This is a genomic window from Clostridium sp. BJN0013 (assembly GCF_040939125.1).
GTDB lineage: Bacteria > Bacillota > Clostridia > Clostridiales > Clostridiaceae > Clostridium_B.
In genome coordinates, this window is sequence record NZ_CP162495.1 from 3,964,732 (window position 1) to 3,983,181 (window position 18,450).

The window sequence follows — 18,450 nt, forward strand, 5'->3', positions numbered from 1 at the left end:
AATGTTATAGTTCCTCGCTTTCAAACTTTACAGCCAAAATATTTTTAGTATTTTTATCCACCTTAAAAAGTTCACTTATTCTATACCCAACAATCCATCCAATATCGTCTCCAAAACATATTAATGGAATTTTATTCCTCTTATCTTTAGATATCTTTAGATCTATAAATAAACTCTTTAATTTTTTATTTCCAATCATCCCAAGTGGTATAAATTTATCTCCCTTCCTTCTATTCCTTAATATAATACTCCCTTTTATCTTATCATAATCAAAATACTGAATAAATCTATCTTTCTTATAATATGCATATTCTTTTAAATCAATTAAGTTTATATAAACTTTAGACCTAATGTCAGTAATATTATTAAATCCCATTCGTAAAGTATATTGTATCTCACAATTTTTCATACATTCTTTTATATTTTTTTTTACTATTATATTTCCATAATCATTTGATGCCAACAAATTATGGGGTAACATTATCTCTTTACCTGTAGAACATTTTTGAATATCTATTATATTAAAAATATGAATTCTTTCAATATCTTTTAAATCTCCAGCCACAGTTTCCAGTGACATCCTGATTATTCTAACTAATACAGCTTTATCCTCTAAAAATGCTCCTTTAAATATTATAACCTTTTGTGCTTTTATTTCACAATATTTTTTGAATTTTTCCTGTGAAATATAATTCAAATAATCATTATCTATTTTTATTATATCAGAAAGCCTATTTAACACCGTAATTATATCTCTATTAAAGTTATTTTGTATATATGGTATAAGCTCTAACCTTATTTTATTCCTTGAATATATGGTTTCCAAATTAGTTTTATCAATTCTAGGATGAAGATTATTATTATCACAATATTTTTCAATTTCATCTCTAGTAGTACGTATTAAGGGCCTTACAAAAATATTATCTCTCACAGGCCTTATGCCAGTTAAACCCTGCATGCCAGCTCCTCTCATAATTCTCATTAAAACAGTTTCTGCCTGATCATTAGCATTATGAGCTATGGCTATTTTTTCGGCTTTTAATTCCTTTTTTAATTCTTCAAAAAATTTATATCTTGCTTCTCTTCCTGCACTTTCACAGGATATTCTTTTTTCTTTGGCAATGTAATTTACATTTATTTTTAAACTTTTAAATTCAACAGATAAACTTTCACAAAATTTTTTTACATACTCCTCGTCCTTATCCCCTTCTTCTCCTCTTAAACAATGATTTACATGAGCTGCATATAAAGTTATACCTAATCTGTTTTGCAGAACATATAACATATGTAATAAACATATGGAATCAGGCCCTCCTGACACGGCTACTATTACCTTATCACCCTTATTAAACATTTTATTTTCTTCTATAGTCCTAAGTACATTTTTTATCAACAAACACACTTCCCTAACTCTATTTAATTCTTACAGCATAAGTGTCTCTGATGTATAAATTATCAGTTCATTTATTATCATAATTAATATTTATTTAACAACCCAATTATAACATAAACATAGTATTTTTTAACCTGTATTAATGCAAATCTATATTTTGGACTACTTATAAAATGCTTTAATAAAGAGTATAAACTTTTTCTACTATTACTGTCATATCATCTTTTACCTTTCCTCCAGATAATTCTTTGGATTTATCCATGATTTTCTCGCACATATCCTTAGGTTCAGTACAATCTAATTCCCTTAAAAATTCTACTATCCATCTAAAATTCCCTGCTGATTCACTATTATAGTCAATTACACCATCACTAACCATTATTACAAAATCTCCATTTATTACTGATTTGCTTATTATGTCTATATCAGGTTTATCTAATATGCCTATAGGAAGTGTCTTTGATTTTATTACTAGAATATCTTCTCCTCTCTTTATAAAACTAGCTGTAGCTCCAACTTTCATAAAGTCTATTTCTCCCTTATACAAATTTATACTGCTTAAATCTAATGTAGAAAATTTTTCATCCTCAGTAAATTTAATGCCCATGATAGAGTTAACTGTATTAATAGCAGTCATCTTATTAAAACCTGCCTTTGCAAATTTTTCTATAAGTTCAACGGCAGCACTGCTCTCTTCTCCCGCCTGAGGGCCAGATCCCATTCCATCACTTATAATTGTCATATAAGTACCATCTGGTAGTTTACAAAAACTATAGCTATCTCCATTATACTTTTCTCTATACTTACATTGGCTACTCACATGAGTGACAATATGGTACTTTGGAGTTTCTTCAAAAGTTACACTACAGCTATTAGCAGAAAAATTTATATCACAGCTATCTTTACTTAACGCCATAAGCTTCCCAGTTACATTATTAATTAAAGGTAATATTTTCTTTATACAATCTTGCTTTCCTCCGCAGGCCTCCATGGATAAATTTATAACTAGATGTTCATTTTTATCGTTAAAACAAAATACATCCTTGTACCGTATATTATTTTTATTTAAAATCCTCCGTATATTATTTTCTATTGATGAATTAAACCTTATATCTAAATTTAAATCCTGTACTATCTCACCTACAGTTTTCCCCATATTACCTATCTGATATGCCAATAATTCTCTGCATTCACTTAATCTACTCTTCCACATCTCATCTACAATATAATTATTTACAATTTCTTTAGTATTTTTTAAAAGCAAAGTTCTCCTGGTACATTTTTTTTGCAGTTCTTCTGGAATAAACTTTTTATTGTCCTGGTAGTTCTGTATTAATTCTAAAAATGCATTATAAGTATAAAAAGTCTCCCTTCTCCAACACATATTGTTCATATCACAATTTGAACAAACTCTATCTGCTAAATTTTCTATAAGTGCACTACTCTTAGTTTTCATAGTAAGTTTATCATTACTAGCCAACCTTGAAAGAACAGAAGATATATCATTAAGTACATGAGAAAAACTATCAAGCCTATGCATAAAAATAGATTTAATTTTATCTGCATAATTTTCTTTTAAATGTTCCTGCTTTTTTTGCCAATCTAATTCTAACTCTATTTTTCTATATATACTTTGCGGTATTGAAAAATATATAATACAGCTTATAAGTACCTCTATTATTTTAAACTGGGAACCTATATTAGAATACATCTTTAATACAGCAAATCCTATAATGTAGCCTGTACCACTCATCCATTTACCTGTTTCTCTAAACAGGCCTGATATAAGTCCACATAATCCATAAACCGAAACATAGGTCATCATATCATTAGATGTCACTCCTATTATTGTACCCATAGCTACACCAGCTGCAGCACCCGAAGCACTTCCCTTTACATAACCTAGTATAAGTATAAAAGTCAATGCCACTACATTTCTAATAGATACACCTTGAATAGCCGTTCCCCAAGTACCCGCTATAATTAATGAAGTAGTTATAGACATGCTAATTATTTCTTCACTACTATAAAGATGTCTAGTCTTTAATTGATTAAAACATATTATAGAATAATTAATAATAAAATATAATGGGAATATACACATAATTTCAAACATAGAATTTAAAATAGCCACTCCTGGTGAAATATTGACTACAAAAAATTTATAAGCAAAAAACTCTAAAAAAGTAATAGCAAAAAATAAAATTAACTTTTTAACCTTAATACTATTTTTTAATATATAATTTAAAGTTACTAATGTAATAGTTACTATACAATAAGAGGGAAGATATTTTATATTTCCATATATTGAAATATATCCGAGTAATGTACCAATTCCTGTTACTAATGCAGGTTTTCTTTTTCCACACAAAGCCATAGATATAAAAAAAGCTATTCCAAAAGGAGCCATAAGATTTACCATCATAACTCTTGACACTAAAAATCCACATAAAAAATAAAATATTAATTTTATTATATTCCTCAATTGTTCAAATTTACGGTTTTTTTCTTCACCTTTTAACTTTTCTGTTCTTTGATAAGTAACAACTTCTACTCCACATTGCATTATTATACCACCCACCTTATAAAATTACTGTTATTAATTATATCAATAACTAATGGAAATAAATGTCATAACATGAAATAATAGTATATTTTTTTTAGGACAATAATATCCATGTTTTTTATCAATTTTCACTTTAAGGCAGGTATATTAAAAACACTACTTATATTTTCCATACAAATCCTATAAAATTTTGAACATTATAAAATATTTTAAACATGTAACTCAAATATTATAGAATCGTAAAAAAGCTTGCAAAAATTTGCAAGCTACTGGTAGCGGAAATAGGAATCGAACCTACGACACTTCGGGTATGAACCGAATGCTCTAGCCAACTGAGCTATTCCGCCTTATATACAATTTTGGTTGCGGGGGAAGGACTTGAACCTACGACCTTCGGGTTATGAGCCCGACGAGCTACCAACTGCTCCACCCCGCGCTATATTTTGGTGCTGAAGACCGGAATCGAACCGGTACGGGTTTTAAAGCCCGCAGGATTTTAAGTCCTGTGCGTCTGCCTGTTCCGCCACTCCAGCTAAATTTTTTTTAAATGGTAGCGGAAATAGGAATTGAACCTACGACACTTCGGGTATGAACCGAATGCTCTAGCCAACTGAGCTATTCCGCCTTATTATACAATTTTGGTTGCGGGGGAAGGATTTGAACCTACGACCTTCGGGTTATGAGCCCGACGAGCTACCAACTGCTCCACCCCGCGCTATTTTTGGTGCTGAAGACCGGAATCGAACCGGTACGGGTTTTAAAGCCCGCAGGATTTTAAGTCCTGTGCGTCTGCCTGTTCCGCCACTCCAGCAATAAAGCCTCAATTTGACGACATAAGTTATTATATATGATAACTATTTTATTGTCAACCATTTTATGAAACTTTTTAATTTTGCAAAATAATAAAGAGGCACCTAGCCTCTTTAACTCACTTTACTAATAATTAGACGATTTTTTGTACCCTTTGCCTTTTGAATCCTGATGCTTTTTAATATCTTGAAATCTTTCTTCACTATCTTTCAAGAATTTAGATAACCTATCTTCAAAACTACCTTGATTATTTCTTGCTTTTTCCTTTTGCCAGTCTATTTCCTGAGGTCTCAAGCTTTTTTTATCTTTTTCCGCTTGTTTCATAGATAAACTTATCTTGCCATTATCATCAATAGAAATTATTTTTACCCTTATCTTATCTTTTTCCTTCAAATAATCTCTTATATTTTTAACATAGGTATCTGATACTTCAGATATGTGCACTAATCCCGTTTTACCATTAATGTCTACAAATGCTCCAAAACTGGTAATATTAATTACTGTACCTTCTAGTATGCTTCCTGCCTTCAAGGTCATATTAAAAAGACTCCTCCTTAAAAATAATACTATATAATATAATCTTTCTCTCCTCATTCAGAGTAGGACTCCTTGGATCCTTACCTGAAATTTTTTCTAATTCCACAACAATTTATCCTCCATAATTTCTGTAGACATTTAAAAGTCTACTTTTATTATTTATTATATATTAATGACTATCATTTCTTTTTGTCTATTACAGGAGTTTCACCTTGATTAATAAGACCTAATTTTTCTCTAGCTAATTTTTCTATGTAAGCATCAGATGTAGACATCTTAACTTCATCCTGTAATTTTTGATTTTTTTGTTTAATCCTAGTCTCTTCAGCCTTTCTCTCAGCAATCTGTTTTTTTATATTACACATAGTAATTTGTTGACTTATAAAAATATATACTACATATAGAATTATTAATAAAAAAAATATATTCTTCCATTTAATTCTTACTTTCATTAAATACTCACCAGTTTCCCATGATTTAAAATATTTATAGTATATACCTTTTCCAACCAACATTAATAATTTATTAACTACATAACATTATATTTATATTGTAATTTGATTTTTCATTTTCTTCAAGTTAATTTTTATAATTTTTTTTATTTTTTCGTATAATATTATAAATAATATACTGAAATGGATACCATAATATATTTATAATTATTCTAAAAGTCCTTCCCAATACTTTAAATAATCTCTTATGAAACTTTATAAACACATTGCTGAAAAATTTCATGTATATATATATGCCTACAGCTAACAATATATATGCATATATGCCCATATATGCATAATTAGTATAAAGTAAAAATACAAATACAACTATAGCCGTAAATATCCAAAATAATGTATCTTCTATAAACATTATTATTCTACTTAAATTAGAGTATCCCCGTATTAATCTATAAAAATCAAATAATATTCCGGTTATTATTCCTGCCATAATACTAAATATTATAAGTCGAATTTGATCTTCTATTGATATAATCATAATAACCCTTTCCCAAATAACTATATCTTTATTACTTAAATATCTTTGATATTAAATTCTGCCTCTTTTTTTTAGGTTCACTACTTGTATATACACAGGCATTTATAACTCCTATAATAACAACATCACCATTTTGTACATCCAACTTATTCATTTTCAGATCTTTTCCTTTTATATTGAGGGTTCCAAGATTAGTATTTAAAACTATTTGGTCTTCGTTAAAACTGACTACTTCTATAATACCCGTTAAAATTAACTTTCTTCTACTTTCAAGACTCAAAAGACTTTTTTTATGTTCTATATTTATTTCTTTTTTTTCCATAAAACATCCCCTCCACATATAATAAATATATGTGAACTAAATAAATTATATTACCATATATCCTTTAACCAGAAATTATTTCATACATATTTTGAACTTCTTCTTTCTTAACATGATTTTGAATATCCAGGATCTTTGCCTTTACAGATCTATTTGCATATTTAATTTCTATTATATCTCCTTCTTTAACTTCCGTACTGGGTTTTGCTATTTTACCATTTATACTAACTCGTCCTCCTTCACAGGCTTCTTTTGCTATTGTTCTTCTCTTTATTATCCTGGATACTTTAAGATACTTATCTAACCTCATATTTATTTTCCTCCTAATCTAATACTTATTTAAGTTGTTGTTATTATATTCTTAAAAGAAAAAGCCCAGATTTTTATCCAGGCTTTTTGTATAAACTATACTATTTATTTACTTTATCTCTAAATTCCTTACCAGCTTTAAATACAGGAACTGTTGATTCTGGTATGTTTATTACTTCTTTAGTCCTTGGATTTCTTCCAACTCTTGCAGCTCTTTTTCTTGTTTCAAATGTTCCAAACCCTACTAATTGAACTTTTTCTCCTTTTTCTAATGTTTCCTCCACACTTTCTATGAATCCCTTTAAAGCTGCCTCTGCATCTTTTTTAGTTAACTTGGATTTTTCTGCTATACCAACAATTAATTCTGATTTATTCATCTTTTTACCTCCTCTTATTTTTATAGATAAAAGTACACAAATATACATACCTATACTATAAACGAAGCTTTGGCTATTCTTAAATTAAATTTTTTAACTAAAGTTTAATTTAATCAATAAATACAGGTTCATCCCTATATTTTATGATAATTAATATTTATTATCAATTGTATGTTGAGAATACCTATTTTAAATACATTTGTATTACTTACAAAATATCATATTACAAAGTATGTGGATGAACCTTAAATACACTTAGATAACATACGAGAAATATTTACTATTTATGTATATTTGTATATATCTTTGAAATTGCTATTATTTCCTGATTTACTAAACATACTTTTTATATAGACATATTAGCATATTCTATACATAATTAAAAATTCCTTCTTTATTCATACAAAGTATTTAAAACTTATTTTTGGCTTCCTCCCAAAGTTCATCCATTTCATCTAAAGTCATATTTGCCATATCTAGTCCATGCTTTTTGGAACTTTTCTCTATATATGCAAAACGCCTTATAAATTTCTCTATACTATAATTTAATGCAAACTCGGGGTCAATGTCAAGGAATCTTGCAACATTTACACAAGCAAATATTAAATCCCCTATTTCTTCTAGTATTTTTACCTTTTGTTCGCTTTTATATACCTCTTTAACCTCATAATATTCCTCTAATATCTTATCTAAAGCATATTCAACTTTTTCCCAGTCAAAACCTACCTTCGCTGCTTTCTCTTGAACTTTAACAGCTCTCATTAAAGCCGGTAAAGTTTTAGCTACATGTCTAAGTTCATCTGTATATGTTTTTAATCCCTGTTCTTTTTTCTTTATTTTATCCCAGCTTATTAACACCTCCTTAGAATCGCCAATTTCCATATTCCCAAATACATGTGGATGTCTCTTTATCATTTTATCACATATAGCCTTAATTACATCATTGATATTAAAAAAACCCTCCTCTTTTCCTATTTGACAATGAAAAATTACCTGTAATAATACATCTCCCAATTCTTCTACTAATTTTGTATCATCTTTTTCCTCTATAGATTCTATAACTTCATAACTTTCTTCTATAAGGTATTTTTTTAAACTATCATGATTTTGTTCTCTATCCCAGGGACATCCTGTTTCACTTCTTAATTTCTCCATTATATCTAATAAATCCTTTAAATCATAGGTAATTTCTACATCTTTAGGTATATAAATTGATGTTAAATAATCTATATCACTTTGCCTATCTAGTTCATATAATTTTATTTTCCTTATGCTTTCCATTTTCTCAACCCCTGCAGCTTTTATAAAAAATATATCTGTGTCATCTTTATAATACTCCATAAGCGCCAACTTTACCTCTGATGCAATCAATCTATCATATACTTGTGTTATTATTATTCCTGCTCGTTTATCCATCAGATGACTTTTTATATCAAAAGCATCTATTATTTTTATTCCTTCAACTACATCTATTTTTAATCTTTCCATAATTATATCTATAAAACTAACTGAAGGTACTATTTTTACATCTATAGCTTGCTTTTTACACAGTTTTAACAACAACCTAACAGATTTTTCCGCTACCAATGGGTGACCTGGTACCCCATAAACTATTTCTTTAAATTGTTTTTCCTTAAATATTAAATCTTTTACAATACTACTATATACATCTTCAAACTTTTCTTCTCTTTCATATACATAATCATAAGTTTCAAAATTAATATCTAATTGCCTCAAATAGCTTACAGTAGGGTGCTTTTCTGTTCTTAAATAAATTCTATCTGCATTTTTCAGTATATCAATAGTGCCAATGGTAAGGGAATCCGGTGAACCAGGGCCCAATCCTACTATTTTAATCACTTGTAATCTCTCCTTATTTCTTTAAAAATTTATCTTTTATATAACTATATTTAAATATGCCAAATACAACTATAAGAGGCACATATATAACTAAACCTGAAATAATAGATAAAAAACAGGCTATTCTGCTGCTCATGGTATAATTATAGACGTACCAATATATAATTACAACAGATCCTATCATAAAAAAAGAAGCAAATGCTGGTTTAACCATAGTCTGGAAGTAATTTATATTTATTTTTAACTTTCTACTTAAAAATACTATATTTAAAACACATGTTATTGCATACCCTCCTATACTTCCTAAAATAGCTCCATAAATATTTATAGAAGAAACAGGTACCATAAATAAAGTTATGATTATTTTTACAATACATCCTACAGCTAAATTAAACACAGGTCTAATATAATATCCTACTCCCTGTAATATGGCCGTAGATGTCTGCACTAATATTATAAAGGGAATAGATAAGGCCGAATACTGTAGTATATTAAAACCTGCAGACTGACCGGGAAATATTAAATTTAAAATTGGATATGCCAAAGTATATAATCCTAACATAGATGGAAATGCAATCACATTAGAAAGTTTAAAGGATAAATCCACTTTGTTTATAACATCAATCTTCTTGTTTAATATATGAGATTCTGCAATTATAGGCATCAGAGAGGCACATAATGCAGAGGATAATGTTAAAGGTACATTTATTAATATAAAGGCCTTCCCAGTGAGTTGTCCATATAATATGGCAGCATCTTTATATGTAAATCCCGCTTCTAATAATTTTTGGGGCACTAAAGCTGAGTCTATGAGACTCATTATGCTGCTTACAGCTGCCCCTAAAGATACAGGAACTGCTATGTACAGTAATTTAGTCAATATCTCTTTATTATCTGATACTTTAAATACCTTTATCTCTTTTCTTACATGAACATATTTAAATATTAGATATATTCCAGCAAATAGTCCTCCAGCAGCAGCTCCTAATGCCGCCCCTCCGGCAGAATACTCTATGCCCTTAGGTAAAAGTAAATATGCAAGTCCAACTCCTACTAATATTCTTCCTATTTGTTCTACAACTTGAGATATAGCAGTATAATTCATATTCTGGAGTCCTTGAAAAAATCCTCTAAAGGCACTCATTATGGATATAAACATAGGTGCAAATGCAATTGCCACCAAGGAATAATAAGATTTTTTATCCCATTTTAAAAAATGTATAATAGGTTCAGAAAATATAAGAAGTATGGCTGTAAAACCTGTCCCTAATAGAAACATCAAAAGCACAGATTTTCTAAATACTTGAATTACTCCTTCATAATCTCCTGTAGCATTTCTTTCAGATACCATTTTAGATACCGCTACCGGTATGCCCGATGCCACCGCAATAAAAAACATATATAATGGAAAAGACATTTGATAATATCCTACACCCTCATCTCCAATAAGCATTTGAAGAGGCCATCTAAAAAATAGACCTAAAAATTTAGATATTATACCTGCCATCCCTAATATAATAGTTCCTTTTATAAGCGATTGTTTTTTCATAAATATACCTCCAGCTCACTATATTCCCAAACAATTTATTCCCATGTTTATAATTATTTAAAACTGGAAGGCATTATTACTTTAAGTGAATATTTTTTATATTTCAGTCAATAATGTTTTAATGTGTCAAGTAATTCTAAGATTCAGGTGGAGTTTATTCATAAATAATGTCTTTTCCATCTGAACCTTACAATCACTTATCCAGGAGCGTAGCATTACTTATCTTCCGCTTTATAAAAGATTGGGATTTAGCTAATTGCAACCTTCAGATAAAAATAAAATGGCAGCTATGCTGCCACTATTATCTATTGTTCCATTTGCTTTCCTAAAAAGGATGATGCAGTTTCAGCTAATTTAATTTCTACATCCCCAAATTTAGTTTCTTCTTTGGATACTATTATTACGGCGCCAATTGCATCTCCTCCTGCTATTATAGGACATATAACTTGTGCTGAATACTTTCCTTCTATGTCTTCATCATCATATAATGGAATAATTTGATTTTCATCTCTACATGTTGATACTGTTCTTCTATCTTCTATAAGTTTTTCTAATTCAGGGCTTATTTTCTTTTCCATATATTCTTTTTTTGGTGTACCAGTTACGGATACTACACTGTCTTTATCACAAATCATAATTATATGACCTATCGTCTGCTGAAGTGATTCTGTATACCCTTTTGAAAAATCACTTAATTCTCCAATAGGAGAATATTTCTTCAGTATGACTCCTCCTTCTCTATCTGTAAATATCTCTAAAGGATCTCCTTCCCTTATTCTAAGAGTCCTTCTTATTTCTTTTGGTATAACAACTCTACCTAAATCGTCTATTCTTCTAACAATTCCTGTTGCTTTCATGCTTAATTGATTCCTCCTTAAAAATTATATATAACTTGTATTATTATTATCTTTCTAAACATGAAATTTTATACACAATTGTTATTTAAATTAGAAAAAACCTTAAAAAAAACTGTAATAATATGCACTATAGTTCTTTTTTAAGGTTTTTTATTTTTATCTTAAAGCTATTATTTACAATACTTCCATTCTATTCAAAATTAGAGATAAAAGCTGTCATGTCCCAGATAAGTTTTTATAAAGACTACTTGATATGTAAGCTCTGCTATATAATATTTTTCTCTTTTTTAGTTATTGTAGAAGCTTTTTTCCACTGCTGAATTTTTTCAGAAACTAGGCTGTTCTTTTTATCACTTTCTAGTTGTGTTTTTATTTGATCTTTAACTGCACTAAGAGCCTTAACTGGATATTCTTCCTTTTTTATACACTTTATTATATGATATCCAAAGCTACTTTTAACAGGTTCTGATATGGTACCTTCTTTTAATGCCAGAGCTCCTGCCATAAAATCAGCATCAAAACCTGAATCATTATAATTTACATCTCCTAAATCGCCGCCATTATCTTTAGTAGCTGCATCCTGTGATACTTCCTTTGCAACTTTTGCAAAATCTTCTCCATCATCTAATCTCTTTTTTACTTTCTTAGCCTCATCTTCAGTTTTTACCAGTATGTGGGCTAAGTGCATTTTATTAGGTTGTTCTGTGAATTTACTTTTATTGGAATTATAATAGTCTTCTATTTCTTTATCTGTTATTTTTATATTTTTTGCAATACTTTCAGTTACATTTTCCAGTGTCTGCTGAGTTCTCAATTGGGACAAAAACATAGTTTTAAAGGATTCTTCAGTAAATCCCTGTGCCTTTAATGCAGTATTAAATTGTTCTGCATCATCATTAAAATTCTGCTTCTTAAGCTGTGCAATTTGAGTCTCCATATCAGATTTAAGTTTAGTCTCATCCGGTAAAAGTTTCAATTCTTTAGCTTTTTGTGCAATTACCTTATTTGTAATTAAATCATCAAGTATCTGCTCTTTTTGAGTCTTTACAGTGTTAACTGCATCTTCATTTTCTTTATAGTTTTCCCCGTATTGCTGCTTAACTTGGCTTATTAATTGCATCGTATTTGGATCCTTATCTAAATCACTTCTTGTTATCTTCTCTCCATTAACCTCTGCCACCGTACTATTAGCTATGGCTTCTGGTGTTTTTTCTATCATATTACATCCAGCCACTGAAAATATAAATACTGTTATAAATGCAGTAACTGCCAATCTTCTTATATTTTTCACAGTTTATTCCCCCACTTTCTTCACATTTTACAAAATACAAATTTATTTTAACATAAAAGCATTTTTACTACAAAACTATTTTTGTTCATATATTTGTATCATATATTTAACAATTTCCTTAATATTGCTCAAAAGATTTTCTCTCTTTACATCTTTTAATGTATATCCAAAACTAAGCTTTTTATTCATTTTTAAAACTATTTTACCAAAATAAGTTTTAATTAATTCTTTTAATACATTTTTATCTATTCTATCTTCATTTTGAAAAGTAAAAATCACTTCATTTTTTGATTCCTTTATAGATTCTATACCAAGTTCCTTACTTATGCTTCTTATATAGGCTATATCCATCAAATTATATACTGATGGTGGTATATCATAGAATCTATCTTCTAATTCCTCTTTTATATCCAACATGTCTTCATAGGAACTTATAGCTGCTATTTTTTTATATACTTCTATTTTTTGAACTTCATTTTCTATATAATTATCCGGTATATATGCATCCACTTTTAATTCTACTGTGGTTTCTACCGGTTCTTTGTCTATCTCACCCTTTATTAATTTTATAGAATCTTCTAACATTCTACAATATAAATCATATCCTATAGCTGCCATATGTCCATGTTGAGAGGAGCCCATCATATTACCTGCTCCCCTTATCTCTAGATCTTTTAATGCTATTTTAAATCCAGAACCCAATTCAGTAAATTCTTTAATAACCTTAAGTCTCTTTTCTGCCACTTCTTTGAGAACCTTATTCTTACGATAACTTAAATAACAATAAGCTATTCTATTAGTTCTTCCCACTCTTCCTCTTAATTGATATAACTGAGATAGTCCCATTTTATCCGCATCATATATTATCATGGTATTTACATTTTGTATATCCATGCCAGTTTCTATTATAGTAGTAGATACTAAAATATCATACTTATTTTGCATGAAATCCATTATTATTCCCTCAAGTTCTCTCTCTTGCATTTGGCCATGAGCCACTGCCACTTTACCTTCTGGAATTAACTTGGCTATATAAGATGCCATTTCTTTTATATTTTCCACTCTGTTATATACAAAGTAAACCTGTCCTCCTCTACTTAATTCTCTTAATACAGCATCCCTGATTAGCTGATCATTATATTCCACTACATAAGTTTGTATAGGATATCTTTCATCTGGTGGTGTTTCTATAACACTTATATCCCTAACTCCTACAAGGGACATATGCAGCGTTCTAGGTATAGGTGTAGCACTTAAAGTTAATACATCTACATTCTTTCTTATCTGCTTAATTTTTTCCTTATGACTAACTCCAAACCTTTGTTCTTCATCTATAATAAGAAGCCCCAGGTCTTTAAATTGTACATCTTTTTGAAGTATTCTATGAGTTCCAATAAGTATATCCACATCTCCTATTTTAACAGCTTTTATAGTAACCTTTTGTTGTGCGGCAGTTTTAAATCTACTTATCATGTCTATTTTTACAGGGAAATCAGAAAATCTTTGAATAAAATTATTATAATGTTGTTGTGCCAATATTGTAGTTGGAACTAAGAAAGCCACTTGCTTGCCATCCATCACCGCTTTAAAAGCAGCCCTTACTGCAACTTCCGTTTTACCATAACCTACATCTCCACAAAGCAATCTATCCATTACTTTATCTGATTCCATATCTCTCTTTATATCCTGTATAGTTGATAACTGATCCGGAGTTTCTTCATAGGGAAATTCATCCTCAAATTGTTTCTGCCATACAGTATCTTTTGAATATTTATATCCTTTCAAAGTAGACCTGATTGCATATAATTTTATCAAATCTTCGGCCATCTCTTCTATTGACTTCTTTACCTTTTTTTTAACCTTACTCCATTCTGAGCTTCCTAGTTTATTTATCTTTGGACTTTTTCCCTCTGAACCTATATACTTTTGTACCATATCAAGCTGTTCTACCGGTACATATAATTTATCCTCACATTCATATACAAGTTCTAGATAATCCTTTTTATGTCCCTGAAGTTCTAGCTGTTTTATACCTTTATATATTCCTATACCATGATTTACATGAACTACAAAATCTCCTGTTTTTAATTCTGTAAAACTTTTAATCTTACTTGTTCCTTTTCTATTAGTTTTCCTTATACTTTTTCTTTTAGCTTTTCCGAAAACCTCTTTATCGGAAATAACACTTATTTTAAGTTTAGAATACTCAAATCCTTTTAATTGATTCCCAAAAGTTATAACTACTTCACCAGGCTTAATTTCATTTACCATATCCTTATAACTACTTTCAATACCATTATCTCTTAAGGTATCCACTAACCTTTCCCCTCTTGCTCTAGTACCAGACAAAATTAAAATTTTAAAGTTTTTAGATTTTTTATGTTTTATTTCTTCAATAAGTAAATCTAATTTACCTTGATAATTATTCAAAGTTATCTGGACAAAATTCACTATTAGTTTTGGTGAAAAGGTTTTAGTAGATTTAGCAATAGCATCTAATATGATACTTTCTCTGTGATTAAATTTATCGATTAACTCAGATCTATCAACTAACATTTTACTTTGTCCTGGTAATACATTGCCTCTTTCTAGAAAACTTTTATAATTCTCGTGAAACTCAAAATATACACTATCTAACTTTCCACTACATCTTTTTATATCATCTACAATTATAAAATAATCTTTCACATAATCTAAAAAAGAAGACATATGTTCATAAAAATAAGGTAAAAAGCTATCAATACTCTCAAATGTCCACGTTTCTTGAAAAGTTTCTAGATTTTTGTTTGTTATTGTTCTTATCTTTTCCAGTGCTTCATTGCTTTTATTCTTTTTTAGTTTTTCTACTATTATTGCTAAGTCCTCTTTTATTTTGCTTTTTCCTATTTCAACTCGCTCTCTATCAAATATAATCTCCTTTGCAGCAAATATCTCTATACCATTTATTTTCTCAATACTTCTTTGAGATTCTAAATTAAAATTTCTAATAGATTCTACCTCATCTCCGAATAATTCAACTCTATAGGGTTCTGGAGAAATAGGAGAATATATATCCATTATACCCCCTCTTATAGAAAATTGTCCTTTTCCATCTACCATTTCGGTTCTCTCATACCCACATTGTATTAACTTTTCACTAATATTTTTAAAATCTACTTTATCTCCCACAGATATATTGAATATATAATTTTTATATAATTCCACAGGCATATATACAGAAGCTAATGATTCCACACAAGTTATTATGATTTTTTTACCTGGATTTAACATCTCTCTTATTACCTTTAATCTTTCCCATCTTAAATCTCCAGATATAGCATCTATATTATAGAACACTACTTCTTTAGTAGGGAAATAATATACTTGTGGTAAATAAAAACACAAATCTTCATATAACTTTCTAGCCTCTACATCACTATGAGTAATAACTAAAAAAGGCTTATCCTGCTCATTATATACCCCATATATTAAATAACTTCTAGAGGATTCCGAAAGTCCAAATACTGCTATAGGAAACTTCTTTCTGTCTATCCCAGTCATAATATCTTTAAATTCACTGCTTTTTCTAATAGGTTCCATAAGTCCATCTAGTCTCATTTTAACAACCACCCTATAAAATTTATTCATAATTAAAATAATCTTTCTCATAATAACAAATAAAATCAAACGCACAATAACCGTTAGTTTCTTCAATATTAAAGAAACTAAACGGTTTAAAGCAATATTATAAAATTTTATAGCTTAAATCCATTAAATTTATTCATAGCTACTTCTATGCCAAAATTCACCATACAATTTAACGCTTCTACACTAGTTTCTAAAACCTTTTCTATACTAATTCTGTCCTCTTCAGAAAACTTTCCAAGAACATAGGATACAAGATCTACAGTAGGATGTCCAATACCTATTTTTATTCTCGGAAATACATATGTTCCTAGATTTAATATTATATTCTTTATCCCATTATGTCCTCCAGCACTTCCATGAGCCCTTATTCTAAATCTTCCAATATCTATATCTATATCATCATATATAATTATTATATGGTCATTTTCAATTTTATAAAAATTTACAGCTTCTCTTACACTCTCCCCGCTTAAATTCATATAAGTATTAGGTTTCAATAATATAACTTTATTTTGTCCTATAAATCCTTCTCCACAATTTCCTTTAAATTTTTCCCTATTTAAGGCAATATTATACTTCTTGCTTACTAAATCTATAAAATCAAATCCTATATTATGTCTCGTATGGTGATATTTAACTCCTATATTTCCTAACCCTACTATTAAAAACATGTTCTTACTCCAATCTTAGCTCCAAATTAAAATTACCATCTCAATAATATATTATACTAAAAAACACAAATAATAAAGAGACTTACACCAGTCTCTTTATTATTTACTTTCTTTATTTTCAGAAAGAACTATTTCTGTTTCTATGGTCTTACCATTTCTCCATATTTTCCCTAGGACCTTGTCTCCTACCTTATGTCCTTCTAGTACTTCCTTTACATCAGATAAACTCCTTACCTTTTTGCCATCTATTTCTATCAATATGTCCGTAGGTTTTATACCAGAAGCTGCAGCACCACTATTTTTTTCCACCTGCTGTATATAAACACCCTGAATCTTATCATTCTGTGATGTCACACTTTCACCATATATACCTAAATAAGGCTTTGAAACTTCCCCGTAACTCATAAGTGACTTTATTATATTTTTTGCATCATTTATATTTATTGCAAAACTTATACCCTCTACATTGGAATCAGATCCCATCTTTAAACTGTTAATGCCTATAACATAACCTTTTATATTACAAAGAGCGCCGCCACTATTTCCAGGATTTGTAGCTGCATCTGTTTGAATAACTTTGTATACAGTCCCGTTATACTCTATTTTTCTATTTAATGCACTTATTATGCCTGCAGTAACACTTGGAAATTCCTGACCTAAAGAATTTCCTATGGCAATTACAATATCTCCTACTTTCATCGTTGAAGAATCTCCGAATTTAACCACGGGAAGATTTTTGGCTTCTACCTTTATTACAGCTAAATCAGCCTGCTGATCAACTCCCAATATAGAAGCATCCAGAATCTTTCCACTTGAAAGTCGCACTGTAACCTTATCTGCTCCTTCTATTACATGATAATTAGTTGCTATATATCCATTGGAATCAATTATTATACCAGAGCCACTTCCTAAATCCTGTAACCCAAAATATCCTTCTGCTTTATTGCTTATACCAACTACGGATAAACCTACCGTTTGAGCTACCTTCGATATAGAATTTGCATATATATCCTCGGATGTATCTTCTTGTTTTTTAGTATCTCCATTGGATTCAACCAACAATTGATTATTAGGTGTATATACTTTAGTATTTTCCTTTTTATTTACTATATATGCTCCAGATATGCCTCCCGAAACAGCTGCCACCAATATAAAACAAAACAGTTTAATCAATGCTCTTGCAGTTGACCGCCTTTTCATATTTATAAATTTTATTTTTCCACTCTCTGCATCTACTTTTTCCCAGTAAACGTCTTTTATGTCATCATATCTGTTGTTATCATCCATTAAA

The 18,450-nt window shown here is 29.4% G+C and carries 15 protein-coding genes and 6 tRNA genes; all 21 read right to left on the reverse strand.

What is annotated here, in order from left to right:
- Positions 1 to 4: 4 nt before the first annotated feature.
- The 21 genes from tilS to AB3K27_RS20640 all read right to left on the reverse strand — a co-directional run bounded on the left by tilS (position 5) and on the right by AB3K27_RS20640 (position 18,446).
- Positions 5 to 1,393 (reverse strand): tRNA lysidine(34) synthetase TilS, encoded by a 1,389-nt coding sequence (gene tilS / locus AB3K27_RS20540; protein ID WP_368489136.1) that lies wholly within the window; start codon positions 1,391 to 1,393, stop codon positions 5 to 7.
- 178 nt (positions 1,394 to 1,571) lie between these two features.
- On the reverse strand, positions 1,572 to 3,959 hold the full coding sequence (gene spoIIE / locus AB3K27_RS20545) for a stage II sporulation protein E (RefSeq protein WP_368489137.1): 2,388 nt from the start codon (positions 3,957 to 3,959) through the stop codon (positions 1,572 to 1,574).
- 270 nt (positions 3,960 to 4,229) lie between these two features.
- Positions 4,230 to 4,306, reverse strand: a tRNA-Met gene (locus AB3K27_RS20550).
- 13 nt (positions 4,307 to 4,319) lie between these two features.
- Positions 4,320 to 4,395, reverse strand: a tRNA-Met gene (locus tag AB3K27_RS20555).
- An 8-nt stretch (positions 4,396 to 4,403) separates the two neighbouring features.
- Positions 4,404 to 4,492: transfer RNA gene (locus AB3K27_RS20560), tRNA-Leu, on the reverse strand.
- Between the two features lie 15 nt (positions 4,493 to 4,507).
- Positions 4,508 to 4,584 (reverse strand) — tRNA-Met (locus AB3K27_RS20565).
- A gap of 14 nt (positions 4,585 to 4,598) precedes the next feature.
- Positions 4,599 to 4,674: transfer RNA gene (locus tag AB3K27_RS20570), tRNA-Met, on the reverse strand.
- A gap of 7 nt (positions 4,675 to 4,681) precedes the next feature.
- Positions 4,682 to 4,770 (reverse strand) — tRNA-Leu (locus AB3K27_RS20575).
- Positions 4,771 to 4,895: 125 nt separating this feature from the next.
- On the reverse strand, positions 4,896 to 5,306 hold the full coding sequence (locus AB3K27_RS20580; RefSeq protein WP_368489138.1) for a S1 domain-containing RNA-binding protein: 411 nt from the start codon (positions 5,304 to 5,306) through the stop codon (positions 4,896 to 4,898).
- A 179-nt stretch (positions 5,307 to 5,485) separates the two neighbouring features.
- Positions 5,486 to 5,758 carry a septum formation initiator family protein gene (locus AB3K27_RS20585; protein WP_368489139.1) on the reverse strand — a complete coding sequence of 91 codons (273 nt, stop codon included), beginning with the start codon at positions 5,756 to 5,758 and terminating at the stop codon, positions 5,486 to 5,488.
- Positions 5,759 to 5,885: 127 nt separating this feature from the next.
- Positions 5,886 to 6,296 carry a spore cortex biosynthesis protein YabQ gene (yabQ, locus tag AB3K27_RS20590; protein WP_368489140.1) on the reverse strand — a complete coding sequence of 137 codons (411 nt, stop codon included), beginning with the start codon at positions 6,294 to 6,296 and terminating at the stop codon, positions 5,886 to 5,888.
- 31 nt (positions 6,297 to 6,327) lie between these two features.
- Positions 6,328 to 6,618 (reverse strand): sporulation protein YabP, encoded by a 291-nt coding sequence (gene yabP / locus AB3K27_RS20595; protein WP_073537217.1) that lies wholly within the window; start codon positions 6,616 to 6,618, stop codon positions 6,328 to 6,330.
- 64 nt (positions 6,619 to 6,682) lie between these two features.
- Entirely contained in the window at positions 6,683 to 6,928 is a 246-nt protein-coding gene (locus AB3K27_RS20600; RefSeq protein WP_368489141.1) for an RNA-binding S4 domain-containing protein, read from the reverse strand.
- A gap of 100 nt (positions 6,929 to 7,028) precedes the next feature.
- Positions 7,029 to 7,304: an HU family DNA-binding protein gene (locus AB3K27_RS20605; RefSeq protein ID WP_011988753.1), complete on the reverse strand. Its 276-nt coding sequence runs from the start codon at positions 7,302 to 7,304 to the stop codon at positions 7,029 to 7,031.
- A gap of 411 nt (positions 7,305 to 7,715) precedes the next feature.
- Positions 7,716 to 9,164 (reverse strand): nucleoside triphosphate pyrophosphohydrolase, encoded by a 1,449-nt coding sequence (gene mazG, locus AB3K27_RS20610; RefSeq protein ID WP_368489142.1) that lies wholly within the window; start codon positions 9,162 to 9,164, stop codon positions 7,716 to 7,718.
- A gap of 13 nt (positions 9,165 to 9,177) precedes the next feature.
- On the reverse strand, positions 9,178 to 10,713 hold the full coding sequence (locus AB3K27_RS20615; protein WP_368489143.1) for an oligosaccharide flippase family protein: 1,536 nt from the start codon (positions 10,711 to 10,713) through the stop codon (positions 9,178 to 9,180).
- A gap of 305 nt (positions 10,714 to 11,018) precedes the next feature.
- Complete coding sequence (spoVT, locus tag AB3K27_RS20620; protein WP_368489144.1) at positions 11,019 to 11,570, reverse strand: stage V sporulation protein T; 552 nt, start codon at positions 11,568 to 11,570, stop codon at positions 11,019 to 11,021.
- Between the two features lie 265 nt (positions 11,571 to 11,835).
- A complete protein-coding gene (locus tag AB3K27_RS20625; protein ID WP_368489145.1) occupies positions 11,836 to 12,861 on the reverse strand; it encodes a peptidylprolyl isomerase in 1,026 nt (341 codons plus the stop codon).
- A 75-nt stretch (positions 12,862 to 12,936) separates the two neighbouring features.
- Positions 12,937 to 16,458: a transcription-repair coupling factor gene (gene mfd / locus AB3K27_RS20630; RefSeq protein WP_368489146.1), complete on the reverse strand. Its 3,522-nt coding sequence runs from the start codon at positions 16,456 to 16,458 to the stop codon at positions 12,937 to 12,939.
- 137 nt (positions 16,459 to 16,595) lie between these two features.
- Positions 16,596 to 17,159, reverse strand: a complete 564-nt coding sequence (gene pth / locus AB3K27_RS20635) for an aminoacyl-tRNA hydrolase (RefSeq protein WP_368489147.1) — start codon at positions 17,157 to 17,159, stop codon at positions 16,596 to 16,598.
- A gap of 99 nt (positions 17,160 to 17,258) precedes the next feature.
- The gene (locus AB3K27_RS20640; protein ID WP_368489148.1) at positions 17,259 to 18,446 is read right to left on the reverse strand and encodes a S1C family serine protease; all 1,188 of its coding nucleotides are present in this window, start codon (positions 18,444 to 18,446) and stop codon (positions 17,259 to 17,261) included.
- Between the last annotated feature and the right edge of the window lie 4 nt (positions 18,447 to 18,450).